Origin of the sequence: Weizmannia sp. FSL K6-0777 (assembly GCF_038593185.1) — a bacterium.
GTDB classification, from domain to species: Bacteria; Bacillota; Bacilli; order Bacillales; family Bacillaceae_C; genus Weizmannia; species Weizmannia faecalis.
The window spans coordinates 1,024,551-1,050,533 of the sequence record NZ_CP151971.1 but is presented as its reverse complement, the minus strand read 5'-3'; the positions used below and the strand labels follow the sequence as shown (position 1 = coordinate 1,050,533).

At 47.4% G+C, this 25,983-nt stretch carries 26 protein-coding genes and 1 other annotated feature; of the genes, 8 read left to right on the top strand and 18 right to left on the bottom strand.

Translation table 11 applies throughout. The annotated features are described in order from the left end of the window. Window positions 1–33: 33 nt before the first annotated feature. The 5 genes from NST70_RS04740 to NST70_RS04720 all read right to left on the bottom strand — a co-directional run bounded on the left by NST70_RS04740 (window position 34) and on the right by NST70_RS04720 (window position 5,804). The gene (locus NST70_RS04740) at window positions 34–975 is read right to left on the bottom strand and encodes an ATP-binding cassette domain-containing protein (protein WP_029141810.1); all 942 of its coding nucleotides are present in this window, start codon (window positions 973–975) and stop codon (window positions 34–36) included. A gap of 1 nt (window position 976) precedes the next feature. Continuing rightward, window positions 977–2,038 (bottom strand): ABC transporter ATP-binding protein, encoded by a 1,062-nt coding sequence (locus NST70_RS04735; RefSeq protein ID WP_061575846.1) that lies wholly within the window; start codon window positions 2,036–2,038, stop codon window positions 977–979. A gap of 18 nt (window positions 2,039–2,056) precedes the next feature. Then, window positions 2,057–3,076, bottom strand: coding sequence for an oligopeptide ABC transporter permease (gene opp3C / locus NST70_RS04730; RefSeq protein ID WP_035189779.1), 1,020 nt, complete (start codon window positions 3,074–3,076; stop codon window positions 2,057–2,059). Beyond that, entirely contained in the window at window positions 3,073–4,005 is a 933-nt protein-coding gene (gene opp3b / locus NST70_RS04725; protein WP_035189781.1) for an oligopeptide ABC transporter permease, read from the bottom strand. Before opp3b ends, opp3C begins: the two co-directional genes overlap by 4 nt. Window positions 4,006–4,133: 128 nt before the next feature. Further along, window positions 4,134–5,804: a peptide ABC transporter substrate-binding protein gene (locus NST70_RS04720; protein WP_061577838.1), complete on the bottom strand. Its 1,671-nt coding sequence runs from the start codon at window positions 5,802–5,804 to the stop codon at window positions 4,134–4,136. A 405-nt stretch (window positions 5,805–6,209) separates the two neighbouring features. Here NST70_RS04720 and NST70_RS04715 point away from each other — a divergent pair, with 405 nt between their 5' ends. Continuing rightward, window positions 6,210–6,548 (top strand): DUF3899 domain-containing protein, encoded by a 339-nt coding sequence (locus NST70_RS04715; RefSeq protein WP_342475861.1) that lies wholly within the window; start codon window positions 6,210–6,212, stop codon window positions 6,546–6,548. A 113-nt stretch (window positions 6,549–6,661) separates the two neighbouring features. Further along, window positions 6,662–6,903 (top strand) — a binding site (T-box leader). 61 nt (window positions 6,904–6,964) lie between these two features. After that, window positions 6,965–7,957: a tryptophan--tRNA ligase gene (gene trpS, locus NST70_RS04710; RefSeq protein WP_342475860.1), complete on the top strand. Its 993-nt coding sequence runs from the start codon at window positions 6,965–6,967 to the stop codon at window positions 7,955–7,957. A gap of 36 nt (window positions 7,958–7,993) precedes the next feature. Here the strand turns inward: trpS and NST70_RS04705 are convergent, their stop codons facing one another. The 9 genes from NST70_RS04705 to NST70_RS04665 all read right to left on the bottom strand — a co-directional run bounded on the left by NST70_RS04705 (window position 7,994) and on the right by NST70_RS04665 (window position 18,406). Continuing rightward, window positions 7,994–8,746: a YjbA family protein gene (locus NST70_RS04705; RefSeq protein WP_014095736.1), complete on the bottom strand. Its 753-nt coding sequence runs from the start codon at window positions 8,744–8,746 to the stop codon at window positions 7,994–7,996. A gap of 470 nt (window positions 8,747–9,216) precedes the next feature. Then, window positions 9,217–10,995: an oligopeptide ABC transporter substrate-binding protein gene (gene opp4A, locus NST70_RS04700; RefSeq protein ID WP_326244217.1), complete on the bottom strand. Its 1,779-nt coding sequence runs from the start codon at window positions 10,993–10,995 to the stop codon at window positions 9,217–9,219. An 18-nt stretch (window positions 10,996–11,013) separates the two neighbouring features. Continuing rightward, window positions 11,014–11,922, bottom strand: a complete 909-nt coding sequence (locus NST70_RS04695) for an ABC transporter permease (protein ID WP_017551883.1) — start codon at window positions 11,920–11,922, stop codon at window positions 11,014–11,016. A gap of 14 nt (window positions 11,923–11,936) precedes the next feature. After that, on the bottom strand, window positions 11,937–12,905 hold the full coding sequence (gene opp4B, locus NST70_RS04690; protein ID WP_035189790.1) for an oligopeptide ABC transporter permease: 969 nt from the start codon (window positions 12,903–12,905) through the stop codon (window positions 11,937–11,939). A gap of 15 nt (window positions 12,906–12,920) precedes the next feature. Next, complete coding sequence (locus NST70_RS04685) at window positions 12,921–13,847, bottom strand: ATP-binding cassette domain-containing protein (RefSeq protein WP_013858777.1); 927 nt, start codon at window positions 13,845–13,847, stop codon at window positions 12,921–12,923. After that, entirely contained in the window at window positions 13,834–14,865 is a 1,032-nt protein-coding gene (locus NST70_RS04680; protein WP_035189791.1) for an ABC transporter ATP-binding protein, read from the bottom strand. The genes NST70_RS04685 and NST70_RS04680 overlap by 14 nt, the downstream gene beginning before the upstream one ends. A 151-nt stretch (window positions 14,866–15,016) precedes the next feature. Beyond that, window positions 15,017–15,808: a DUF2268 domain-containing putative Zn-dependent protease gene (locus NST70_RS04675; RefSeq protein WP_035189794.1), complete on the bottom strand. Its 792-nt coding sequence runs from the start codon at window positions 15,806–15,808 to the stop codon at window positions 15,017–15,019. Window positions 15,809–16,156: 348 nt separating this feature from the next. Next, window positions 16,157–17,398: a beta-ketoacyl-ACP synthase II gene (gene fabF, locus NST70_RS04670; RefSeq protein ID WP_026683758.1), complete on the bottom strand. Its 1,242-nt coding sequence runs from the start codon at window positions 17,396–17,398 to the stop codon at window positions 16,157–16,159. A gap of 69 nt (window positions 17,399–17,467) precedes the next feature. Next, window positions 17,468–18,406 carry a beta-ketoacyl-ACP synthase III gene (locus tag NST70_RS04665; protein ID WP_026683757.1) on the bottom strand — a complete coding sequence of 313 codons (939 nt, stop codon included), beginning with the start codon at window positions 18,404–18,406 and terminating at the stop codon, window positions 17,468–17,470. A gap of 313 nt (window positions 18,407–18,719) precedes the next feature. Between NST70_RS04665 and NST70_RS04660 the strand changes: the two genes are divergently transcribed. Next, on the top strand, window positions 18,720–18,986 hold the full coding sequence (locus NST70_RS04660; RefSeq protein ID WP_014095745.1) for a hypothetical protein: 267 nt from the start codon (window positions 18,720–18,722) through the stop codon (window positions 18,984–18,986). A gap of 6 nt (window positions 18,987–18,992) precedes the next feature. Here NST70_RS04660 and NST70_RS04655 read toward each other — a convergent pair whose 3' ends face one another. Beyond that, window positions 18,993–19,751, bottom strand: coding sequence for an NADP-binding protein (locus NST70_RS04655; RefSeq protein ID WP_035189798.1), 759 nt, complete (start codon window positions 19,749–19,751; stop codon window positions 18,993–18,995). A gap of 218 nt (window positions 19,752–19,969) precedes the next feature. On the opposite strand from NST70_RS04655, the gene NST70_RS04650 reads away from it, so the two are divergent. Beyond that, window positions 19,970–20,152, top strand: a complete 183-nt coding sequence (locus NST70_RS04650) for a YjzD family protein (protein ID WP_017550190.1) — start codon at window positions 19,970–19,972, stop codon at window positions 20,150–20,152. A 62-nt stretch (window positions 20,153–20,214) separates the two neighbouring features. Here NST70_RS04650 and clpB read toward each other — a convergent pair whose 3' ends face one another. The 3 genes from clpB to NST70_RS04635 form a co-directional block, all read right to left on the bottom strand. After that, window positions 20,215–22,800 (bottom strand): ATP-dependent chaperone ClpB, encoded by a 2,586-nt coding sequence (gene clpB / locus NST70_RS04645; protein WP_035182059.1) that lies wholly within the window; start codon window positions 22,798–22,800, stop codon window positions 20,215–20,217. 114 nt (window positions 22,801–22,914) lie between these two features. Then, entirely contained in the window at window positions 22,915–23,094 is a 180-nt protein-coding gene (locus tag NST70_RS04640) for a YjzC family protein (protein ID WP_017550192.1), read from the bottom strand. Window positions 23,095–23,205: 111 nt separating this feature from the next. Next, a complete protein-coding gene (locus tag NST70_RS04635) occupies window positions 23,206–23,514 on the bottom strand; it encodes a metal-sulfur cluster assembly factor (RefSeq protein ID WP_014095750.1) in 309 nt (102 codons plus the stop codon). A gap of 164 nt (window positions 23,515–23,678) precedes the next feature. On the opposite strand from NST70_RS04635, the gene NST70_RS04630 reads away from it, so the two are divergent. The 4 genes from NST70_RS04630 (at window position 23,679) to NST70_RS04615 (ending at window position 25,882) form a co-directional block, all read left to right on the top strand. After that, on the top strand, window positions 23,679–24,500 hold the full coding sequence (locus tag NST70_RS04630) for a Cof-type HAD-IIB family hydrolase (protein WP_035189799.1): 822 nt from the start codon (window positions 23,679–23,681) through the stop codon (window positions 24,498–24,500). An 86-nt stretch (window positions 24,501–24,586) separates the two neighbouring features. Next, entirely contained in the window at window positions 24,587–24,733 is a 147-nt protein-coding gene (locus tag NST70_RS04625; RefSeq protein WP_019721806.1) for a hypothetical protein, read from the top strand. Then, window positions 24,733–24,930, top strand: coding sequence for a DUF3813 domain-containing protein (locus tag NST70_RS04620; RefSeq protein ID WP_013858766.1), 198 nt, complete (start codon window positions 24,733–24,735; stop codon window positions 24,928–24,930). Before NST70_RS04625 ends, NST70_RS04620 begins: the two co-directional genes overlap by 1 nt. Window positions 24,931–25,024: 94 nt before the next feature. Further along, window positions 25,025–25,882 (top strand): DegV family protein, encoded by an 858-nt coding sequence (locus NST70_RS04615; RefSeq protein WP_035189801.1) that lies wholly within the window; start codon window positions 25,025–25,027, stop codon window positions 25,880–25,882. Window positions 25,883–25,983 lie beyond the last annotated feature (101 nt).

Genomic DNA, 25,983 nt, shown 5'->3' with positions numbered 1-25,983 from the left:
CCGGCATGCGTTCTTCTTCCCACTTGAGAATGGTCAGCCATTATAAGCTTTTTTGTACTGCTCGAGTTCCCTTTCCGAACAGTAGACAAAATGGTGCGGCGCCACTTCGCGCATTTTTACTTCTTCGCCTTCCTTATATTGATGGACGGACGGGTCGTAAATTTTCCGTTGCCGTGTCCGTTCATAGTCAGGGTCCGGAAGCGGGATGGCGGATAGCAAGGACTGCGTGTACGGATGAAGCGGATGGTTATACAAATCATCGGCATCGGCCAGTTCCACAAGCTTGCCGAAATACATGACGCCGATCCGGTCGCTGATATATTTCACCATCGACAAATCGTGGGCAATGAACAGATACGTTAAATGATGTTCTTTCTGCAGTTTTTTCAACAGGTTCACAACTTGCGCCTGAATTGAGACGTCCAGCGCTGAAATCGGTTCGTCAGCAATAATAAATTCAGGATCGACCGCAAGTGCCCTGGCGATCCCGATCCGCTGCCGCTGCCCGCCCGAGAATTCGTGCGGATAACGGTTGGCGTGTTCTTTGCTTAAGCCGACCGTTTCCAGCAGTTCATAAACCCGGTGCATCCGTTCTTCATTTGATTTTGCAAGCCCGTGGATATCAATTCCTTCCGCAATGACATCGGCCACTTTCAAGCGCGGATTGAGCGAAGCATACGGATCCTGGAAAATCATTTGCATTTTCCGGCGGAACTGTTTCAGCTCTTTATGGGACATTTTGTCATGGACATTTTTGCCGCCATACAAAACTTCCCCTGCCGTTGCATTGTAAAGGCGGATAATCGTCCGCCCGGTTGTCGATTTGCCGCAGCCGGATTCGCCGACAAGCCCGAGGGTTTCGCCTTTGTAAATATCAAATGTGAGATCATCGACAGCACGGACTTCATTTGCCCTTCCAACATTGAAATATTGTTTTAAATGTTTGACTTCGATCAGTTTTTCTTTCACTGCCACTTTACTTCCCCTCCTCAGCCGGTACCGGGCGCACGTTCCCTTTAAACTTGTACATCCGCTTTTTCACGGCTTCCGGCGGCTCCACTTTTGGGGCGTCCGGATGCAGAAGCCATGTTGCGGCATAATGCGTATCCGACACTTTAAACATCGGCGGCTCCTGCTCCAAATCGATTTTAAGTGCGTACGGATTGCGCGGCGCAAAGGCATCCCCTTTTGGAGGGTTCAATAAATCCGGAGGGGTGCCCGGTATCGCGTACAGTTCTTCATCCCTGACATCGAGGCTCGGCATCGAACTAATCAGCCCCCATGTATACGGATGTTTTGGATTATAAAAAATTTCATCCACTGTTCCGATTTCGACAATTTTCCCGCCGTACATGACGGCAACACGGTCTGCCACATTGGCAACCACGCCCAAATCGTGCGTAATAAAAATAATGGAGGTATCAATTTTGGACTGCAGTTTTTTCATCAGTTCCAGAATTTGCGCCTGAATCGTAACATCAAGCGCCGTTGTCGGTTCATCCGCAATTAAAATTTTCGGGTTGCACGCCAAGGCAATGGCAATGACGACCCTTTGCCGCATCCCGCCGGAAAACTGGTGGGGATACTGTTTGATACGGATCTCCGCATTCGGGATGCCGACCAGTTTTAACAGTTCGATTGCGCGTTTTTTCGCTTCATTTTTATGCATTTTCTGGTGTTTCAAAAGCGGCTCCATAATCTGCTTCCCGATTGTCATGGTCGGATTTAAAGAAGTCATCGGATCCTGGAAAATCATCGAAATCTCTTTCCCGCGGATCGACTGCATCTTTCTTTCTGACACTTTGGCAATGTCGACGTCGCCGAACAGGATTTGCCCCGACTTGATTTCCGAATTGTTCGGGGGCAACAGCCGCATAATCGATTTCGTCGTCACCGATTTCCCTGAACCGGATTCCCCTACGATGGCCAATGTTTCCCCTTTATATAAATCAAAACTCACACCGCGGATCGCTTTTACTTCACCGGCAAAAGTGTGAAAGGATATATTCAGGTCTTTCACTTGCAAAATCTTTTCCATTCGGCTTCACCTCATTTCTTAATCGCGCATTTTCGGGTCAAATGCATCACGCAAACCGTCAGCCAGCAGGTTGAAGGCAACGAGCAGCAGACAAATAATCGTGCCCGGCACTGCCATCAAATACGGCAGGAACTGGAATGTCTTATAACCGTCTTCAATCAATGTCCCAAGCGATGCAGCCGGGGACTGGAGCCCGATCCCGATGAAACTTAAAAAGGCTTCGAAGAAAATCGCACTTGGAATGGTGAACATTGTATTGATAATAATCACCCCGGTTAAATTCGGGAGCAGATGTTTAAATAAAATCCGCATGTTCGAAGCGCCAAGTGTCTTTGCTGCCAATACGTACTCCATATTTTTCAGCTTTAACACCTGGCCGCGGACGACCCGCGCCATATTCAGCCAGCCGGTGATCACCATGGCAATCGTGATGGAAAGGATCCCCGGTTTGAAAATCAGCAGCATTAAGATAACGACAATCAAGTTCGGGATGCCGGACAAAACTTCAATAATCCGCTGCATCACGTTATCGACCTGCCCGCCTTTATATCCGGATATGAGGCCGTAAGAAACGCCGATGATCATATCGATCAACGCCGCAAGGAAGGCGATATATAAGGAAATTCTCGTCCCCTGCCATGCCCTTGCAAACAAGTCGCGGCCGAGAGCATCCGTGCCGAACCAGTAATACGTTTGAATATGGTTCTGTTCATACATGTTCACTTTTTGCCCGCCAACCGTCTGGGATCCGTCAAAAATGCCGAGCTTTTCAATCACAGGAATTCTTGGCGGCAAATTCGCCCTGGATGTATCTTGCGCGTACGGACCCGATTTGGAAAGATGCGGCCCAATGATCGCCATCAAAATTAAAATTACAATCACAAACAAACTGACAACCGCACCTTTGTTTTTGCGGATCCGCATCCATGCATCCTGCATAAAGGACAGTTGCGGTTTGGCAATCAATTCACTTTGTTCACGATCCGGGGCTGCGGGTTCAAATAATTCTTTCGGCAATGCCTCTATGTTGTTGTTCATGATTTATTCCCCCCGGCCAATCGAATTCTCGGGTCAATGACACCGTATAAAATGTCGACAACTAATGTAATCAAAACTAACAGGAATGAGAAAAAGAGGGTTGTCCCCATAATAATCGGGTAATCATTCATTTGAATGGATTTAACAAATTGTTCGCCAATCCCGGGAACAGCAAAAATTTGTTCCACAACCATCGATCCGGTCATCAAGTTAACGGCAAGCGGCCCAAGCACCGTAATAAGCGGAATCAGCGCGTTCCGGATCGCGTGCTTAAAGGCGATTTGCCCGTAAGAATTCCCTTTTGCTCTCGCCAGCGTAATGTAATCGGAACCGAACACTTCAATCAGCTCCGTTCTCATAAACCGTGCAGCTGTGGCAACCGGAAAAATAGCGAGCGCAATCGTGGGCAAGATCGAAGAGGCGAACCCATCCCAAGCTGCAACCGGCAGCCATTGCAGTTTCGCGCCTATCACATATTGCAGGACTGCGGCAAATACAAACGAGGGAATGGATATACCGAGGACCGAAAGAAATGTGCTTCCGTAGTCAATCCATGTGTTTTGAAACATTGCCGCCAGTACGCCTAGTAATATGCCAATTAACGTGCCGACAATCATGGCCTGAATCCCCAACTGCAAGGACGGCTCCATCCTATCCGCAATCAGCTGTGCAACCGGCTGGTTGTCAAACTGGAAAGAAACACCGAGATCCCCTTTCAGCAAATTCACCATATAGTTTTTATACTGGACAGGCATAGATTCATTCAGCCCGTATTTCTGGTTCAGGATTTGAACCTGCTCCGTTGACAATTTTTGCTGGTTCCGGAACGGGGTCCCCGGCAAAAATTTCATCAGGAAAAACGTAAAAGAAGCAATAATAAATAAGGTAATGCACAAATAAATAATCCTTTGCACAATATACTTCGTCACACGTGACACCTCCCAAAGAAAAGGAATGTTTAAATTTTTCGCATAAAAATCCGCTTAACGGTGAAAAGAGAGTATTTCGGAAAGAAAATACTCTCTTTTACCTTTTTAATTGAAGTCATGCAGTTTTCTTACTTTTGAACATATGCATCTTTAAATGTGTAATCCGGCCCGAATGTATGGTACTCGATCCCTTTTACATACGGTTTAACAAGGCGTAATGTAGCACGTTGATAAATCGGGCCGATCGCCGCATCGTCCATCAGGATTTTTTCAGCTTGCAGCATGATTTGCCAACGTTTTTCCGGATCATTGCCGTATTTGTTCTTCGCTTCATCAATCAGCTTATCGTATTCTTTATTCGAATAGCCGGAATTGTTGTTATCCCCGTTTGTGACAAACAAGTCGAGGAATGTCATCGGGTCTTTATAGTCCGGTCCCCATGCTGCAACTTGAATATCGTAGTCCTGGTTGGTATCCAACTGCAGGCGGTTTTTAAACGGTACATTTTTCAATGTCACTTTTAAACCAGGCAAGTTCTTTTCAAGCTGGTTCTGCATGAATTCCAGTGTTGATTTAGCCGTATCGGTATCATCAGATAAAATTTCAAATGACAATGATTTTGTACCTAATTCTTTCAAGCCCTTTTCCCAATATTTCTTTGCCTCTGCAGGATCATACTGGAGGTAAGAACCGGATTCCGTACGGAAATCTTTGCCATTTTTCGGATCTTTTGCAAAGTCTTTTGGTACTAAGCCGTTTGCAGGGAAAGACCCGTTAGATAGCACTGTATTAACAAATGCTTTTCTATCATAAGCCATTGAAAGCGCCATCCGGATATTTTTGTTTGCCAGAGCGGTTTTCTTTCCGTTTCTGACTTCATTGTATTTGAAGTAGAAAACAGAAGCTTCCGGAACTGTCATCGCATCTTTGTTGTTTTTATATTGTTTCGCGTATTCAGCATTCAAAACAGTCCGGTCGATTTTGCCCGTATTGTACAAGTTGACCCCGGTACTTGGCGATTTCACAACCTGGACATTGATCTGTTTCAGTTTCACATGTTTCTTGTCATAGTAATTCGGGTTTTTCACGTATTTCCATGTCAGGCCTGTGCCGTTCCAGTCTTTCAACACGAACGGGCCGTTGAACAACATATTGTCGCTATTTGTCCCGAACTTGCTGCCTTTTGACTCAACAAATTTTTGGTTGAGCGGCAGATACGTGCCGAAAGCCAGCAATGATTTTAAGTAAGGGACCGGTTTTTCAAGCTGGACTTGCAATGTGTGGTCATCAATCGCTTTTACCCCTAAAGTGCTTGGATCTTTTTTGCCGGCAATGATATCTGAGGCGTTTTTAATGACACCTCCGAAAATATAGGCATATTGTGAGCCTGTCTTCGGATTCACGGCCCTTTGCCAGGAGTAAACAAAGTCTTTTGCCGTAACCGGATCGCCGTTTGACCATTTCGCGTCTTCACGGAGCTTAAACGTATACGTTTTGCCGTCTTTGCTGACTGTCGGTTCTGCTTTCGCAATCCCGAGCTTCAGTTCATCGTTTTTCCCAACGACATAAAGGCCTTCCATTGTACTACCGAAAACGGTAAAACTTGCGACATCCGTTGCAAGTGTCGGATCCCCTGTCGGAAGTTCAGCCGTCTCATCCATATTCAGCACTTGCTTGGTTTTGGATGAACCGCCGCTTGAGCCTGAACTGCTGTTTTTGCTTCCGCCGCCGCATGCGCCGAGGACGAGCGACAGGGCAAAAGTCAGCGTCATAAACACATAAAATTTTGACTTCTTCATCAGCTAACCACCCTTTTTTTATTTTTCTGAAAAGCGAGCGACTTTTCGAATTTAATTATACTAACATTTCACTTTCTTGTACATGTTTTTTTAATCTTTTTTAATTACGTAAAAGGAGTAATAAACCAAAAAGATATTGTCATCTCAATATTGTAACCCCTTACAAATGGTTGAAAAAATTTTAAATAAAACTATTAAAATGAATAAACTTTGGTAGGTTTTTTAACAATGTTTTTTGTTTGAAAGCGTTAACAAACGCTTAACTTCCGCGTTCCGTTGTATTTATAATTTTTTCATTAATTTTAATAAATTTAATTTAACTTTAATTTAGGTTTAGATTTTCCGCTATTTCATCTTTTCTTTTGTTCCTGTATAATGAATGAAAATCATTTTGTAGGTGAGCGTATGTTCAAAAAGCTTGTCTGCTGGTTGCTGGCCTCCCAGTTGCTTGTTTTGTTTTTTTCTTTTTTGGTGTATAAGCGGATCGATTTGCTTAGCTATATTAATACTTCATTTACGATCGGGGCACTGTTGATTCTTTTTGCCGCGTCGGTTTTGATGGCGCGAACCGGTTTTTTTGATGCGTTTATTTACGGGTTTCAAAGAATGTCTTCCAAATTTAACGAGGAGGACGTCCGCCCGCTGTCGAAGCTGATTACCTTGCGTGTTTCCATGCCTTTTCTCACCGGGGTGTTCATGATGGTAATGATGGCCATTGCCCTTTTTCTGCAAAGTTCGTCCTGAAATGCTGGCCGTTTAAAACGATCAGGCAAAGGCGGAATCCTGCATACAAGCGGGCCTTGGCGGACAGCAATTTTTGACATTTTTCCATCTTTTCATTATAATGATACTGGTATATAGAAGCGATGAGAAAGAAGAGTACATCTGTTTATGGCTTTTCAGAGAGTTTGTGGCTGGTGGAAACAAACATGCCTGCAGGTGGAATGGGCTTTCGAGCTCCGGAGATGAACGGGCGGCCGCCTCATTAGTTTCCGGCGTACGCCTTGCGTTAACGAGGCTCCAATGGTATTGGAACTAAGCGGCCCGTATTGCCGGGCACTTAGGGTGGCACCGCGGATTTATCCCATTCGTCCCTAATTTTGGATGAATGGGTTTTTTATTTTTCTGGAAAAATATCCATGCTTTAGGAGGAAGAAAAAATGAGGACGATTTTTTCAGCTATTCAGCCGAGTGGAACGATCCACATCGGGAACTATCTTGGGTCAATGAAGCAGTTTGTGGAATTGCAGAACAGCTTTAATTGCTATTTTTGCATTGCTGACGAGCACGCCATTACCGTCCCGCAAGACCGCCTTGAACTCCGCAAAAACATCAGGAGCCTTGCCGCTTTTTATCTGGCAGTCGGCATTGACCCGAACAAAGCGACGCTCTTTATCCAGTCGGAAGTGCCGGCGCACGCCCAGGCCGGATGGATGCTGCAATGCGTTGCCTATGTCGGCGAGTTGGAAAGAATGACGCAGTTTAAAGACAAATCTGCAGGGAAAGAAAGCGTATCGGCCGGGCTTCTCACATACCCGCCGCTCATGGCCGCTGATATTCTACTGTATAGCACGGATCTTGTGCCGGTCGGTGAGGACCAGAAACAGCATCTCGAGCTGACAAGGGATTTGGCGGAAAGGTTCAATAAACGTTACCTCGAAATTTTTACGCTGCCGGACATTAAGCTTTCCAATTCCGGAGCAAGGATTATGTCGCTGCAGGACCCGACGAAAAAAATGAGCAAATCCGATCCGAATAAAAAAGCATTTATCTCGCTGCTTGATGACCCGAAACTGGTCGACAAAAAGATTAAAAGCGCGGTTACAGACTCAGAAGGCGTGGTCAAATACGACAAAGAGCGGAAACCGGGCATTTCCAATTTGCTCGACATCTATTCCAACTTCAGCAGCTTGACCATTGAAGAGCTGGAACGGAAATATGACGGCGTCGGCTATGGAGCGTTTAAAGCGGATCTCGTTGATGTAGTGAATGAAGGGCTTGCCCCGATTCAAAAACGGTATTATGAACTGATTGAATCGGAGGAACTGGACCGGATTTTAGATGAAGGCGCGGAAAAAGCCAGTATTGTAGCCGGAAATATGCTGAGGAAAATGGAAAATGCGATGGGATTGGGCAGAAAAAAACGCCATTAAGAAAAAAACGAGTTGCGGAGGTTTCGCAACTCGTTTTTACATCAGTTCGCTTTTTTCATTGTGTTCCAGTTCCCATAGTTTTTCAAAAAAAGGCTGCCCTTTGATCATATTTTCGCACAACTGTTCATGCTTTTTGGACCAGCCTGTTTTTGTTTCTGCATAAAGCCGCTCCCACGCATCTTCAAAAGGCATAAACTGGATGTGTTCATACTGCTCCGGGCACCACTCTGTATACCAGTACCGCACTTCCGCCGTATTTTTCGAGGAATAGAGCTGGTCGAGCGCCATAAATAACAGCTGCTTTAATTGTCGTTCCCTTCTTGTCAGCCCCTGCATGCATTCCGGCGACGGGGATAAAATATGATGTTCTTTCGGATTGCTGCGGTTTTCAAACGGATAGGACACCGGTTCATGCCCTTCGATCATTTCATAGACAAGCTGTTCCTGCCTCGGAATCAGCCGGCTTTTGCGGATCGGCAGCGTATAGCCGATCGTATCCACCGCCAAAATCCCTTTTCCATCCGTCACGACAAAACAATATTCCAGCTGGATTCGTTCATGGTTTTTGCGCAAAACCGCCTTCTGGAAAACATCATTCAGCAAAGTTTGCGGCAGTTCAGCCAAATCGTTTTCAATGTACTCGTATAAAAGCGTGTCCACAAATAAAAGCGGCACCTGGTCCAGCAGTTCAATCACATCGTCCCTCCGCCACTCATGGAATGGGCAGACATTATAACTGTTTTCCTCCCCCTCGAACCAGTTGACCCATATATCGTGAAGATACAGCATGGATAACCCCCCGTATACTCTGTTTGTCATTCAGTATAGGCAGGGGGCAGTTAAATTATTCCTTCTTTTCCGGATTCCGCTGTGTAGAAAATAAAGATTGCACTTCGCTTGTAAAAAGAAGAACCCCAATCCCACCACGTCGAAAAGGAAGAAGGCCTGCTTTAAAAGACGCTTCGTTTTCCCACCCCCGGCGAGTCGGAAAGGATAAAGGCTCTGCTTTAAAAAGACACCCTGCTCTCCCAATCTCGGTGAGTCGCAAAGGATAAAGGCTCTGCTTTAAAAAGACGCTCTGCTCTCCCTCCCCCGGTGAGTCGGAAAGGATAAAGGCTCTGCTTTAAAAAGATACCCTGCTCTCCCAATCTCAGTGAGTCGCAAAGGATAAAGGCTCTGCTTTAAAAAGACGCTCTGCTCTCCCGATCCCGACAAGCCGGAAAGGGAAAAGGCCCTGCCAAAGACAGGGCCTTTATGGATTATTCCTGGGAATCCGCTTTTTCGGATGTGACACTTACCTTATACCAGTCTGTAGTCGGATATACAGCCAAATTTTTCACGCGGTTGTTTACTGCATACAATTGATAACGGTAAACGGTCGGGATGACTGCCGCTTCTTCTTTCATATACTCCTGCCATTCATTGTAAACCTTTTTGCGGTATGCTGTGTCAAAGGCTTGGGGAGAATGCCCTTTTTCCAACAGTTCATCATTTTTCTTGCTGACAAAGCGGGTGTAGTTAAACATAACGTTCCGTCCGTATAAGCCGTACGGGTCCACATCGGTACCGGTTCCCCAAGCGCCCGAATAGATATCCACTTTCGGGTCATCCTTTTCCACCATATCATAGAAAGAGTTGAACTCGGCAAGTCGACCGTTAACAAGTTTGACATTTAAGCCGACATCTTTCCAGCATTGTATATAGAATTTTGCCAGCGGCTCGGCCGTATCCCCGCCGCTCATGGAAAGGAAATTAATGACGAATTTTTTGCCGTTCGGATCTTCACGGTATCCGTCTTTGTCGACATCTTTATAACCGGCTTCATCAAGCAGTTTCTTTGCTTTTTTCGGATCATACGTGTACCCTTTTGCGGACTTGTCATGCCATTCCGGGAAAGATGGCGGAATTAAAGTCGTCGCCGGGAAACGCAAACCGTGATAGATTTTTTCGCCAACTGACTTGTTATCGAGCGCATATGCCATCGCCTGACGCAATTTTTTATTTTGGAATTTCGGATTATCCATGACGTTTTCCTGTTTCTTTGCATCCCAGTGGCCGAGCTTAAATCCGATATAGCTGTAAGCCAAATCGATCGTGCCAAGCAGCTGGAAGTTTTTCACACCTTTCGCGGCCTCATATTGGTCTACCGGGAATTCGGCATAATCGATCTCGCCTTTTTTCAAGGCTTGTAACACCACTTTCGGATTGACCACTTTGATGACGACACCTTTCAATTTCGGTTTCCCTGCCCAGTAATGGTCGTTTCTGACCAATTCAACAGACTCGCCCGGAACTACTTTTTTCACTTTAAACGGACCGAAGCCTAAAGGATGTAACCGAATTTTGTCCGACTGTGCCATTTTTGCGATCGGCACATCTTTTAAGTAATGTTTCGGAAGCGGTGTTGTCCAGACGCCTGTTTTTTCGGAAGGGTTGGCGCTCTTCCAGGTAATGGAAATTGTTTTATCATCGATTACTTTAACACCGGAAATATTTTTCGCTTTTCCTTTATGGTATTCATCCATGCCGACGATATTTTGGAACAGTGCATCACCGTAGCGCACGCCGGTATAGTCTTTATTTCCGATGACCAGGTATGCAAATTCAAGGTCTTCGGCGGTTACCGGCTTCCCATCAGACCAGTTGACATTGTCTTTGATTTTAATCGTCATTGTCTTGTTGTCATTGGACAATTTGTACGTGGCGGCACCGTCATTCGTAATTTCATAGTTCTTGTCTGTTTTTAACAGCGAGTCATCGATAAACTGAATGACTTCAGCGTCATATGTCCCTTGGTAGAAAGCAAGGTTGAATGTGCCTTCAATCGGCGTATCGGAAACGATGCCGTAATTCAAAATCCCGCCGTCAATCGCTTTTTTGTTGTTTTTGACGGTAGTCGGAAACTTGCTTGTTAAATCTTCCGTTTTCACTGCCTTGTCTTCCTTGCTTCCGCTGCTCGGTGAATTGTTGCAGGCTGACAGCACCAATACGAGCATCACCAGCAAACTGAATACGCTTGACCATTTTCTTTTCCTCATTGCTAAGCCCCCTCTTTTTTATCCTTGTCTTTGTCTTGCATCGGCTGCGCGTTTTAACGCCTGGCCGATAAAATTTATACACAGCATCATCACCAGAATCAGGAGCGATGCAGGTAACCAAATCCACCATTTATGCTGGAGCACATCCGGGTTTGTGGCGTAACTAACCAAAGTCCCAAGGCTCGGTGTGCTTTCTGGCAACCCGAAGCCGAGATAGGTCAGGCTCGATTCAATGCCAATATTGCTTGCCAAGTTAATCGTCAAGTTCACGATAATAATCGAGCTCAAATTCGGCAGAACCTGGAAAAGGATAATTTTCCAGTCAGGCGTGCCGAGCGTCTTGGAAGCACTGACATAGTCAAGTTCCCTTTCCGCCAGTGTCTTGGAGCGAATCAACCTCGCTTTTCCGACCCAAAGGAATGCACTCATAATGAGAATAAAAGAAAACACATTATATTTCGGTACGATTGTCACGAGGACAATGATGAGCATGAGAAACGGTAGGACAAGAATAAAGTCAATGATTCTCATGATGATATTGTCAATGATCCCGCCGAAGTAACCGGCAATTAATCCGACCGCAAGCCCGATCGCACCGGTAATCAATGTGATCGCAAGCCCGATTGTAAACGAATTTTTTGCACCGATAATCAGTTGTCCGAATATATCCCGGCCGCCGTAATCGGTGCCGAGCCAGTGTTCAGCTGAGGGCGGAGCGTAAATGGATAAAAGGTCAACCTTTACAATCTCATTTTCGTTTAAAATCAATGACATGCCGTAAACTGTAACTAGAATCAGCCCCAGCACGATCATGGAGATAACGGCCATTTTATCTTTGATCAGTTCCCGCCAGATAATCGAAAATCCGGACGGGCTTTTTTCTGTTTCGGCAGTTGCGGGCTGTTGTGTTGAAATGACTGCTTTCATCCTCTCACCCCCCGTTACTCAATCCGGATACGCGGATCCACAGCGCTTAAAATAATATCTGATAATAATGTGCCGAACAAAGTCGCCACGCCGGAAATCATCACGAGCGCCGTGACCACGCTGTAATCGCGCTGCATAATGGATTGCAAAAACAGCTGCCCGATCCCCGGATAACCGAATATCGATTCCAAAATGACGGACCCGCCGATTAATCCGGTAATCTCATAACCGAAAAAAGTGGCGATCGGTAAAAGCGAGTTTCTCAAAATATGGCGCGTATACACTTTGGACTCAGGCACGCCTTTTGCCCGCGCTGTTTTTACAAAATCTTTGATTTTTGTATCGATGATTTCATTCCGCAAATACTGGATCGTGCCCACCGTTGCGAGCAGGGATCCGGATAAGGCCGGCAAAATCAGATGGTAAGCCTTGCTCATGTAATATTCAAACGTGCCGTCACGGGCCTGGATATTGACGCTGCCGCTTGTCGGAAACCATGACAGGACAAAACCGAACACAAACAGCATAATCAATGCAAAGATAAACAACGGGGTTGCATAACTGAGATAGTTATAACCGGTTATCAGCTTATCCGCCCATGAATCCGTCCATCTCCCGGCCACGATCCCAAGCGGAATGGCGATCAAATACGTCAGGATCAGAATCACCGCCGACAGCAAAATCGTGTTCCATAACCGTCCGGCAAGCAGTTCTGTTACAGGCTGCTGGTGGATGTAAGAGATGCCGAGATCGCCTTTGAAGAGACTTTTCACCCAGCGGGCGTACTGCACATAAGCCGGATCATTCAGCCCCAACTTGTCTTTCATTTCATGGAGCGTCTGGACATCCATTTTCGGATTGCTCGCCAGCCGGCCGGTCAGCGCATCGCCGGGCATGGCCTTTGCAAGCATGAAAATTAAAATACTCAAAATAATTAATTGAGGGATCATGATGAGAATTCTGCGCAATATAAATTTAATCATAACTGTGCCCCCTCTTTACGGCAGTGCAACGGAATGGGTCGGCGAAACCGGCTTGAGATGGTACGGCTTCCCTTCCTCGTCAAAATAATCCCTGAAAGCCTGCCGGAATTCATTGTTGATTTTTTCCCGATACTGTTTTTGTGCTGTTCTTTTTTCCGGATCTCCGTTTGGAATCGCGGACAGCAGCCGTTTTGTGTAGATATGTTGCGGATTCTCGTAAATTTCATCGCTCGTCCCTTCTTCCACAAAACGCCCCCGGTACATGATGCCGATCCGGTCGCACATATGACGGATAATGCCAAGGTCATGGCTGATAAACAGGTAGGTGAGCCCGAATTCTTTTTGGATGTCTTTCATAAAATTGAGCACCTGGGCCTGGACAGAAACATCAAGGGCGGAGACCGGCTCATCCGCAATAATCAGTTTCGGGTTCAATGTCAGCGCCCGGGCAATTCCGATCCGCTGGCGCTGCCCGCCTGAAAATTCATGCGGGTATTTAAACATGGAGTCCGGGCTCAGGCCGACTTTTTCCATGACTTCGCGGACTTTTTCCCGCTCTTGTTCGCGGGGCAGTTTCTCAAAATTGCGAATCGGTTCGGCAATAATATCCGCCACGCGCTTTTTCGGATTCAGGGAAGAATACGGATCCTGGAAGATCATTTGGATATCTTTCCGGTAATGTTGAAATTCCTTGCGGCTGAGCCGCGCCAAATCGGTGCCTTCAAACACAATTTTGCCCTCAGTTGCCCTGTTAAGCCCGACGATCGTCCTGCCCGTTGTCGTTTTGCCGCAGCCCGATTCCCCGACAAGCCCGTACGTTTCTCCAGGCTGCAGTTCGAAACTGATATCATGGACCGCTTTTACATGGTCGACCACCCGGCGGAAAAACCCGCCCCGTACCGGATAATAGACTTTCAGATTTTCAACCTTAAGAAGTGGCATGATACATATCCCCTGTCTCCGTGTTCTTTTCGTCCGGGAAATAAAAATGTTTATAACAGGTACAGCGCACCCAGTGGCCGTTTTCCACTTCGCGGAGAACCGGAATTTCTTCATGCGCCGCGTCGCTGATCCAGCCAATCCTTGACTTAAAGCGGCATCCCGAGCGCGGCAGGTTCTTCAGTGAAGGAACGATGCCCTGGATGACATGCAGCCTTTCTTTCGATTCCGTTGCGGACGGGATTGAATTCAGCAAAGAACGGGTATAAGGATGTAACGGATTTTTGAAGAGTGTTGTAACATCCGCAATTTCGACAATTTCGCCTGCATACATGACAGCCACTCTGTCGGCCATTTCAGCAACGACGCCAAGATCGTGGGTAATTAAAATAATGCCCGTCTTCATCTGGCGCTGCAAATCTTTCAGCAAATCCATAATTTGTGCCTGGATCGTGACATCGAGCGCTGTTGTCGGTTCATCCGCAATAACAAGCGACGGCTGGCAGGCAATGGCAATGGCAATCACCACCCGCTGCCTCATACCGCCGGAAAGCTCATGCGGGTATTGCTTATACGTCCTTTCGGGATAAGGGATCCCGACCCGGTTTAACAATTCAAGCGTCCGCTTTTTCTTTTCGGAACCGGATAGCCTGGTATGGTAATCCATGCTTTCCTCTATTTGCCGCCCGACCGTCATCAGCGGATTCAGCGCGGTCAATGGATCCTGGAAAATAATGCCCATTTCCGCCCCGCGGATTTCATTCAGTTTTCCTGCCCCGAGCGGCACGAGATCCTGCCCGTTAAAGAGAATGCGTCCTTCAATTTTTGTCTTTTCTTCCGGATGCAGCCCCATTACGGCCAGGGCAAGGGCGCTTTTTCCGCAGCCGGATTCCCCGACAATCGCCACCACTTCATTTTCTTTGACGGTTAAGGAGACGTGGTCGACTGCCGGATAGTATGTATCCTGGATTTGGAAAGAAACAGTCAAATCCTCAATTTGCAAAAGCAGCGGTTTTTCCAATATGCAAACCTCCCTTCTTAAAAGTAGAAAACATCGAAAATAGATTAAAATCTTATTAATCTATTGTTTAGATAATATTACAAAACTAAAAGAAACGCAATGGCTTTTTCAATTAAAATTATATTTGTATTTTTTTTGGCACTTTATGGATTCAGGATTCCGCCGGGTTGGTAAACATTCCTTCTGCAAATATTTCGGAACGGCGGCCGAGATTTGCTATTGTAGAAAAAGAATGGGCCGTTTTATACTTCTCTATCAAATGGTATCCGAGCGCATATCCCATCATCGGCGGGACGTATTTTCTGCCGAAAAGAAGGTCATCATGAATTTTTTCTTCTTTTCCGGCTGCAAGATTTTTTTTGAAAAACTGTTGCCACGCATGTTTTTTCTGTTTTTCGGAATAGCGTTTTGATGTTTCCGATACATATTCTTCTCCGACATACTCGAGCACGGCATGTTCAGCAAGCCCTTCAAACACGAGGGAATCGAGCAAAGTATAATCACGCAGCGGTTTTTTCAACCTGCTCATTCTTGCCGCATGATGGTATTCATGGACAAACAGCGCTTCCCATTCTTTCCGGTCCCGAACCGGTGCAAGAAATAAAAAAACGGCACCCGGCAGTGTTACGCCCGATTTTCCGCGGCTGCGGCCAAAGTTGAAACCGTTTCCATTCCTGGCTGGAAAAATGTAAATGTCCGGATCTGGCCCGTTCCAAAGCTTTTTGTATTTTGCATGATACTCCCCGATTTTCTCCCAGGCATCCGCTTTTTTCAACGCAGTAAAAATCTGTTCTGCCTGCCTTGAAGGGCGGTACATGCCGAAACGCTGCAAGTAGCGATAAAAATCTTCCGGATCTTCCCTTCCCTGTTTGATTGTTTCTAAAAACAGCTCCGGTTTTGAGAAAGCTTCTTCCATCCACACATCCGTCCGAATGATCCCCATCGCCGGTTCCCCCTCCCGTTTGCTTTATTTTATTGCGGAAGACCGGATTTTAGAAAATAAATTTTTCAAAAGCCAGAGCAGACTGCCGCACATCCCGGAATGCGTTTTTTCCCCTGTAAATTCATCTTTCCGCCCGCAAAAATCACACTTTTGAAACCGCCAGCACGGGAGTCTGTCCGCACCCTTTGATCCCCATGCCAAAACGTTATCGGAACCGCATGTGATGTTCCATCCCCTTTTCGCGACTCGGCTTTTCTAGCACGTGATCCTTGAAAAACGTTTCGCAATATTTGGTTTCGTTTCCATGCAAAAAGGGTATCCCATTTTAACCGGGATACCCCTTTTGGATCAGGCTTCGTATTTTTTAAAAGCAAGGGTTGCGTTGTGTCCGCCGAAACCGAGCGAATTGCTGATCGCTGCGTTCAGCTCCTGTTTGCGCGCTTTATCCGGAACATAGTCCAAATCGCATTCCGGATCAGGCGTTTGAATATTGATGGTTGGCGGAACAATGCCTTCTTTGATCGCAAGCACAGTAAAAATGGCTTCCACGCTGCCTGCTGCCCCGAGCAGATGGCCTGTCATCGATTTTGTCGAGCTGACGGCCAGTTTGTAAGCATGGTCGCCGAAAACCTCTTTAATCGCCATTGTCTCGTATTTATCATTATACGGCGTGCTTGTCCCATGGGCATTAATATAGCCGATTTCATCCGGGGCAAGGCCAGCATCATCAAGCGCCATTTGCATCGAGCGCGCGCCGCCTTCCCCGCCAGGCGCAGGCGCAGTAATATGGTAGGCATCCCCGGTTGACCCGTAGCCAACCACTTCCGCATAAATTTTGGCTCCGCGTTTTAAAGCATGTTCTAAGTCTTCAAGCACCAAAATGCCGGCGCCTTCGCCGATGACAAACCCGTCCCGGTTTAAATCAAACGGGCGGCTTGCCGTTTCCGGATCCGGATTGGTGGACAGCGCTGTATTGGCACAAAATCCCGCGAACGACATTCTTGTAATCGGCGCTTCCGTCCCGCCTGCAATCATAGCATCGCAATCGCCGCGCTGGATCGCTTTAAAGGCGTCCCCGATTGAGTTTGTTCCCGTTGCACACGCCGTGACGGTGCAGGAGTTAATCCCTTTTGCGCCAAGAATGATCGAAACCTGGCCTGCTGCCATATCCGGAATCATCATCGGTACAAAGAAAGGGCTCACACGCCGGTATCCGCGCTTTTGGAATACTTCAAACTGGTTTTCGAATGTTTCCATGCCGCCGATTCCGGAACCGATCCAGACGCCGACACGAGTTGCGTTTTGTTCGTTGATCGTAAGTCCGGCATCTTTTACCGCCATCAGTGCAGATGCAACCGCATAATGGGTAAAACGGTCCATTTTGCGGGCTTCTCTTCGTTCAATAAATTCTTCGATGTTAAAGTCTCTCACTTCAGCTGCCACTTTTGCCGGAAACTGATCCGCATCCAGCCTTGTCAGCGGGCCGATGCCGGATTTCCCGTCCAGCACAGTTTCCCAGGCTGTCCGCGCGTCATTTCCGACCGGCGTGACAGCCCCGATTCCCGTAACAACCACTCTTCTTTTTTCCATTATGCCATCTCCTTTTCCTGGTATAAGAAGACCGTGTTTCTTACAATCTGTATGCTGCATTTAAGCGTGTTATCTTCCCCATCTGATCAGTACGGCTCCCCAGGTCAGTCCGCCGCCGAAGCCGACCATCAGGATGAGGTCATCCTCTTTGATCTTTCCTTCTTCCAGTTCATCCACCAATGAAATCGGTATGGATGCCGCCGAAGTATTCCCGTATTTGTGGATTGTTTTCGACATTTTTTCCACCGGCAGGCCGAGCCTTTCCCGCGCAGATTCCATGATTCGGATATTGGCCTGGTGCGGAATTAAGAAATCGATGTCTTCCTTCCTGACGCCGGCCTTTTCGATCACGCGCACGCTCGATTCGCCCATTTGGCGGACGGCAAATTTAAACACTTCACGACCGTTCATGACAAGATGGCCACTTTTATCTTCATACAAATATTTTCCGCCTGAACCGTCCGAACCGAGTTCAAAAGCAAGGATGCCCCTGCCTTCCGATACCGGGCCGACAACCGCTGCGCCCGCCCCGTCGCCGAACAGCACCGCCGTACTGCGGTCTTCCCAGTTCGTGATCTTGGATAATTTCTCAACACCTACAATTAAAACATATTTATACGTTTTCGTCTCAATAAATTGCTTGGCCGTCGCAAGCCCGTACATAAAACCGGAACAGGCCGCACTGATATCCATCGCGGCAGCTTTTTTTGCGCCGAGGCGGTCCTGCAAAATATTGGAGACCGTCGGAAACGGCTGATCCGGCGTCACGGTCGCAACAAGGATTAAGTCGAGCTCTTCCGCGGAAATGCCTGCATGTTTCACCGCTTTTACAGCCGCTTCATATGCCATATCGGAAGTCTCCATATCATCCGCTGCAATCCGCCGTTCTTCAATCCCGGTTCTCGTCCGGATCCATTCATCCGACGTGTCCATCATTTTTTCAAAGTCTGCATTTGTTAAAACCTTTTCAGGATTATATTTTCCGACACCGATAATGCCAGCATTCATTTTGCATTCCTTCTTTCACTAAAATAATCAAAGCGGCATAATTCCTTATCGCACAATATTATGACCTGCTCCTAATTATAACAAAGCCCTGTTTGCTTGTCACGAATAGAAGAAAATACGGGCCATCCCACAATGGCGGGATAAAAAAACGTGCTGCCAATAGGGCGGGGCCGCGCGGATCGCATGGTGCTTGTTTTCCTCCGCTATAAGATCCGGGCCATTGATGCAAGCCGATTCAGTTTTTCTGTCATATGCTGATCATAGATCCGGACCGCCCTCATCCTGGCAAAAAAGAAGGAAAGGAAGTGAAAAAATGGAAGAACATGAAAAAATCCACCCTTTCGACCGGATGTTTTTCCCGCAAAAGCGGCAAGAGCCGCCCGGGACCGGACAGGAAGAAGCAGATGAAGAAATAAACGGCGGCTTGTTTGACCTTTCTTTTTTCCGGAATGTGGATATGGAAGCGTTGCTGGATCAAGCTGACAAAGTCGTTGGCATTTTCGAGGAGTTTAAGCCGTTGTTCCGGAAAATCACGCCGGTTTTTGAAAAGTGGCTTTCCCATTTTGAAAAGGAAGATTAGCGTTCTTTAGCTGTTCTTCCGTTGACAGGCGATTTGCTGTTGAATCGCGGCCTGCCAGGAAACGGACGGCCGGACGATCATCGGTTCCAGTTCACCTTTTGCCTCAAGCCTGCACGAAGGAAGCGTGGGGCTGCCTGTATCCTGCGTTAAAAACCGGGCGACAGGCTCCCATCCGTTTCCGTCAGGGCTTTTTAAATAAAAGGCTTTCCCCGTTTCCCCTTTTTCAAGCTCGGAGACAATGGCCACTGCGGCATCTGCTGCAAAAAGGGCATCGCTGTCGTCATATTTCAAGTCCGGTTCCGTATTCCCGTTAATCATTTGGGAAAAAGCAAGGCTCCCGGGCTGACCGGGGCCGAACAGTGCCGGAACAAAAAAGGTAATGCGTGCGCAATCGCCAAGCACGCCGGGAACCCATTCTGCCTGTTCCGCAACCGCCAGATGGTTTGGAAGAATGAGTGCCACACGTTCGATTTGCGCTTTAAACGGTTCTAAAAAGCGGCATGCATCTTGTAAATCTTCACGGGCATCCCGGACATAATAATCGTATACCGGAATGCAGCATGTGCATTTTTCCGGCGACAACCGGCTCAGAGGCTGGTAATCCAAATTGGCATTTCTTCCGATTTCCATCCATCTTTCTTCCAACAAAAACCCGGGATCCGTTTCTTGATCAGCCGCTATAACCGGATACCCCGCATCAAGCAGTGCCTTGCACAGCTCAAATCCGAAGAACGCCCCGGCACCAATGACAAGTGCTTGATTCATGGCCGGCCCTCCATTCATCTTTATTCAAGCATATGCTTTTCCCGCCGTAAAGATACTTCCGGACGATCCAAAACGGACAAAAGGCCGCTGTGCCCATTTTTCGTTCCAGCCTTCGGGAAAAATTTCATCCGCGGCAACCGGGTTCCCCTTTTCCAATGGCTGCGGCTGTGATAAGATAAAGGGTGATTTAAAAAGTGTTTTTCAATCGGGGTGAAAGTATGAAATACATCGTAACGATTTTTTGGGTGTTTTTACTGAGCCAAATGCTCGGCTACGTTGGCAGTGCCATGTCAAACTCGCATTACAGCATGAAAACGATGGCCATTATGTCGCTTGTCATTTCCGCTGCTGCATTTATTGTCAATGCAGCATTGCCGAAAAACACAAGTCCCGAACATTAAATCAAAACACCCCTCACCGGAAATCGGGAGGCGCTGATTCAAAGTGCCTCCCGGTTTTTTCATCATGATTCGGTTGTCACTTGAAGCGCGCCGTCTTTCACATCAAGCGTGACGGTTTGATGCGGCTTCACCTTTCCCGCAATGATTTCTTTTGCAAGCCTCGTTTCAATTTGATGCTGGATAAACCTTTTCAACGGCCGTGCCCCGTACACCGGATCATAGGCCGATTCCGCAATCCATTTTTTCGCCTCATCGGACAGCTGAAGCCCGACCGATTGTTCAGCGAGGCGTGCAGCCAATTCGTGCATCATTTTATCCACGATGCCCATCATATTTTCCAGCGTGAGCGGCTTGAATAAGATGATATCGTCAATCCGGTTTAAAAATTCGGGCCGGAACGACGCGTGCAACTGTGCCATCACCGCATTTTTCGTCTCTTCGCTGATGTCATCGCCTTTGATATCGAGCAAATAGGACGACCCGATATTTGACGTCATGATCACGATCGCATTTTTAAAATCAACCGTCCGTCCCTGTGAATCAGTGATACGGCCGTCATCGAGCACCTGGAGCAAGATATTGAACACTTCCGGGTGGGCTTTTTCAATTTCATCCAGCAAAATGACGGAATACGGTTTCCGCCGCACCGCTTCAGTGAGCTGGCCGCCTTCTTCATAGCCGACATATCCCGGTGGCGCCCCGATCAGCCGCGAGACCGCAAATTTTTCCATATATTCACTCATGTCGATTCGGATCATATGATTTTCATCGTCAAATAAATGCTGTGCCAGTGCTTTGGCAAGTTCTGTCTTCCCAACGCCGGTAGGGCCGAGAAAAATAAAGGATCCGATCGGGCGGTTCGGGTCTTTCATGCCGGCTCTGGCTCTTAGAACCGCGTCGCTGACAAGGCGGACAGCTTCATCCTGGCCGATGACGCGTTCATGTAAAATGCTTTCCAGCTTTAGCAGTTTTTCGCGTTCGCTTTGCACAAGTTTTGCCACAGGGATCCCTGTCCAGCGCGCGACAATCGCTGCAATTTCTTCTTCTGTGACTTCTTCGCGCAAAATCCGCCCGCTGCCTTCTTTTTCCGCCATTTGCTGTTCGAGCTGTTTTAATTCTTTTTCAACGGCCGGAATCCTGCCATGCCGAAGTTCAGCCGCTTTGTTCAAATCATACCGGTTTTCCGCTTCTTCAAGATCGCGCCGGTATTTTTCAAGCAATTCCCGTTTTTCCTGTACTTTTTGCAATTCCGCTTTTTCAGCCTGCCATTTGGCGCGCATCCGGTTCGCTTCTTCTTTCAAATTGGCAAGCTCTTTTTGCAAAATGCCAAGGCGGGCTTTGCTTGCTTCATCCGTTTCTTTTTGCAAAGCGGCTTCTTCAATTTCCAGCTGCATGACACGCCTTGTCACTTCATCGAGTTCCGTCGGCATAGAATCCATTTCAACACGGATGTTTGCGCAGGCTTCATCGACAAGATCGATCGCCTTATCCGGCAAAAAACGGTCGGTAATATAACGGTTTGATAATGTTGCTGCAGCGACAAGCGCTTTGTCATGGATGCGGACGCCGTGGTGGATTTCAAAACGTTCCCTTAACCCTCTTAAAATCGAAATCGTATCCTCCACATCCGGCTCCTGGACGAGCACTTGCTGGAAACGGCGTTCGAGGGCCGCATCTTTTTCAATATACTGCCGATATTCGTTCAGGGTCGTCGCGCCGATGCAGTGCAGTTCACCACGGGCAAGCATTGGCTTCAGCATATTGCCGGCATCCATTGCCCCTTCTGTTTTGCCGGCGCCGACAATCGTGTGCAGTTCATCGATAAACAGCAAAATCTGCCCGTTGCTTTTTTTAATTTCCTGCAATACCGCCTTCAGCCGTTCTTCAAATTCCCCCCTGAACTTGGCGCCTGCAACAAGCGCCCCGAGGTCGAGTGAAAAAATCGTTTTGTCTTTTAAGCCTTCCGGGACATCTTTCCTGACGATCCGCTGGGCAAGCCCCTCGACAATGGCCGTTTTCCCAACGCCGGGTTCGCCGATCAGAACAGGGTTGTTTTTCGTTTTCCGTGATAAAATCCGGATGACGTTCCGGATTTCCGCATCCCGGCCGATAACAGGGTCGATTTTTCCGGCTTTAACGGCTTCAACAAGGTCAGTGCCGTATTTTTTTAAAACATTGTAGGTTGCTTCCGGGTTTTGCGAGGCCACTTTTTGATTCCCCCTTATGTTTTTGATCACCTGAAGCAGTTGCTGTTTCGTGATCCTGCTTTTCAAATACCGGGACAGGTCATCGTGTTCGACATCCATGACAGCAAGGGCCAGATGTTCAACCGAAATGTACTCGTCCTGGAGCGCGCGCATTTCTTCTTCCGCGAGTCTGAACAGCTCGATCAGCGCCGCAGACAAATACGGCGCGCTTTGCCCGGTCACTTCCGGCTTTTTCGCGAGAATCCCATCTGCTATTTTTCCAATTTCTTCCTTGCTTAAGCCAAGGCCGTTATATATCTCAGGAAGCAGGCTGTCCGGCTTTTCCATTAACGTTTTCCATAAATGGGCAATATCGAGTTCCGGGTGATGTTTTTGAGCGGCCAGCTGCTGGGCTTCCGCCAACCCTTCCTGTACCGTAAAAGTCATGCGGTTGATATCCATCCATTCCACCTCCGAATGGCGCGTACCGTTTAACGCGGCGCGGGCACCTGTCCTTATTTTACCGTTTTTCCTTTGACGGCAGCAAAAAAACGGGGATTTCTCCCCGTTTTGATTTTAAGGTTTGCGTTTGCGCCTCCAATGGCGGGCATCGTTCGTTGTTTCCGGAAAGCGGTCGCCTCTGTGGAGATGGGCGCTTTTCGGGTTTACGACCGGGTCGCCATTTTCGCCAACTTCTACATAAACCCCATTATTCGGTGCTTTGCTTCCGGGGTGAAACAGGTTGCTTTGCCCCAAAGTAACGCCCCCTTTTTTTATCGTCAGCATTAGTTTGGGCTGATCTTGTTAAAGCATGAGCGCTTATTTTTTCCAGCCAAAAAATACAACGGCGAAGAGGGGGCTGTTTAATCAGTTAATTCCGAGCGCAATTTTGGCATAACGCGACATGCGGTCTTTTGTCCACGGCGGGTTCCAGACGATATTGACATGGGTGTCCTTCACTTCAGGAATGTCCTGTACCGCCATTTGCACCTGGTCAACGAGAATTCCCGCGAGCGGGCAGCCCATTGCGGTCAGGGTCATGGTCACCGTCAGGCAGCCTTCCTCATCTAGGTCGAGATCATACACAAGCCCGAGGTTTACAATATCTATGCCAATTTCCGGGTCAATCACTTGTTCAAGCGCGCCCATAATGTTTTCTTTCAATGCTTCATCCATGGTTTTCAAACCTCCTCCGTAACTATCATAACAAAACGGTATGCAAGATAAAAATGCTTTACAGCAGGTTTTTAAGCTGGGAAAATGTTATATTATTTAGTATAATGGATCATCACGAAAATTGCATGTAAACTGAATCATTTCGAGAAAAAGGAGAAATTCAAATGCCTCAACCTTATTTAATTGCATTGGATCTTGACGGCACATTGTTAAATGATGAAAAGACCATCTCCCCGAAAACAAAATCCGTTCTGCAAAAAACAATCAAAGCCGGCCATAAGGTCATCATCTCTACCGGCCGCCCTTTCCGCTCCAGCCAGCCGTATTATGAAGAACTTGGACTCGATACGCCGATTGTCAATTTTAACGGCGCTTTTGTCCACCATCCGAAAAATACGGGCTTTGGCATCTATCATGAACCGATGCCGCTTCAAGTAGCAAAATCGATCGTTGAAACATGTGGCGATTTCCGGCTGTATAATATTGTAGCAGAAGTGAAAGATGAGGTGTACCTCCATTATCACGACGAAAAACTGCTCAATATTTTTCAAATTGGAAACCCGCATGTCACAACCGGAAATTTAATGCGCTTTTTAAGAGATGAACCAACGTCCATGCTGATCCATGCAGCAAAGGAAGACGTGCCGTCGATCCGCAGCTACTTAAGCGACGTCCATGCCGAAGTGATCGACCACAGGCGTTGGGGGGCTCCGTGGCATATCATCGAGATCATTAAAGCCGGGCTGAATAAAGCGGCCGGCGTGAAAAAAGTCGCCGACGCATACGGGATTCCGAAAGAAAGGATCATTGCCTTCGGGGATGAAGACAACGACCTGGAAATGATTGAATACGCGGGGACGGGGGTTGCGATGGGAAATGCCATTCCGGCCTTAAAAACAATCGCAAATGAAATCACCCTTTCCAATACGGAAGACGGCATTGGCATTTTTCTTGAAGAAGCGCTGAATTTGAAAGCCATCTCATGAAAAACGCATAATCAGCGCCGGGAATTCCAACACTATAAACGGGCGCGGCACCCCCGTGCACCCTTCCCGTAAAGGCGGTGTTTCGTTTGGGCAGAAGCAGCAAATCGAAACGTTTTGTCCATCAGGGAAAAGATGCAGTGAAGAAGTATAGCGAGCGTTTCCCGTATCACTCCACATTGGCCGAAGCAGAAGCGAACAGGAGCGAAGAAGGCATTCCGGGAGGCATTTTATAATGGCGAACCGACTGTTTCAAGAGGCCAGGCAATTTGTCGAACTGGCGAAAGAGACGGCTGCTTTCGGAACGGAACAAGAAAAGAATGAAATGGTTCAAAAAGCGAAAAATGCTTTATCCAGTGCATATGCCAACACGACACTTGCAGAAAAAGCACAGCTGCGCGATATGCAACAGGAACTTGGAAAATTGGAATAGCTGCCGAAACCCGGCAGCTATTTTCTTTTGGAAATTGTGCAAAACGAGGAAAATCGGTAAACTAAAGACAGAACTGATTGTGAGGGTGAAAACGATGGGCATTCAAATTTTTGCTGACAGTGCCAGCGACTTGCCGCTGTCTTTTTTCAAAGAAAACCATGTACACTTGATTCCGTTGACCGTTTATGTAGAGGACAAATCCTATGACGACCTAGTCGGCATTGACCCGAAAGAAGTGTTCCGTTTGATCCGTGCGGGGGTGGGTACAAAAACTTCGCAACCGTCACCGCAATATTTTGAAAAACTTTTTACCGATCTTGCCAAATCGGGGGACACCGGCATTTACCTGGCTTTTTCGTCCGAGCTGTCCGGAACGTACCAAACCGCGGCCATGATCGCCGAACAAGTGAAAGAAGCCTGTCCCGATCTTGATTTAACGGTACTCGATACGAAATGTGCTTCGATCGGTTACGGCCTCGTTGTAAAAGCAGCCGCCGATTTACGAAAAAACGGGGCAGGAAAAGAGGAAATCGTCCGTGATGCCGCATTCCGCAGCAAGCATATGGAGCATATTTTCACAGTCGCCGATCTTGATTTTCTTGCCAGAGGCGGCAGGCTATCGAAAACAAGCGCATTTTTCGGCGGCCTGCTGAATATTAAACCGATCCTCGATGTAGAAGACGGGAAGCTCATTCCGATTGAAAAAATCCGCGGGCGGAAAAAACTGCTGCACCGTATGCTCGATATCATGGAAAAACGCGGCACGGACCTTGAACACCAGCTGGTCGGCATCTGCCACGGCGATGATGAAGCGGCTGCGGAAGAAATGAAACAGCTGATTGAAGCGCGTTTCGGCACAAAACAATTTTTAATCAACACGATCGGCGCCGTGATCGGGTCGCACGCCGGGCCGGGCACATTATCCGTCTTTTTCCTGAATGAGCTGCCGTAACGCCTTCCAACTTTTTTCCGGGCATACCGGTTAATAGAAATTTTGGACGGGTATAGACTAATGGTGATGGCCAGCCAATCCAAATTCCGGATTGCCGTTCC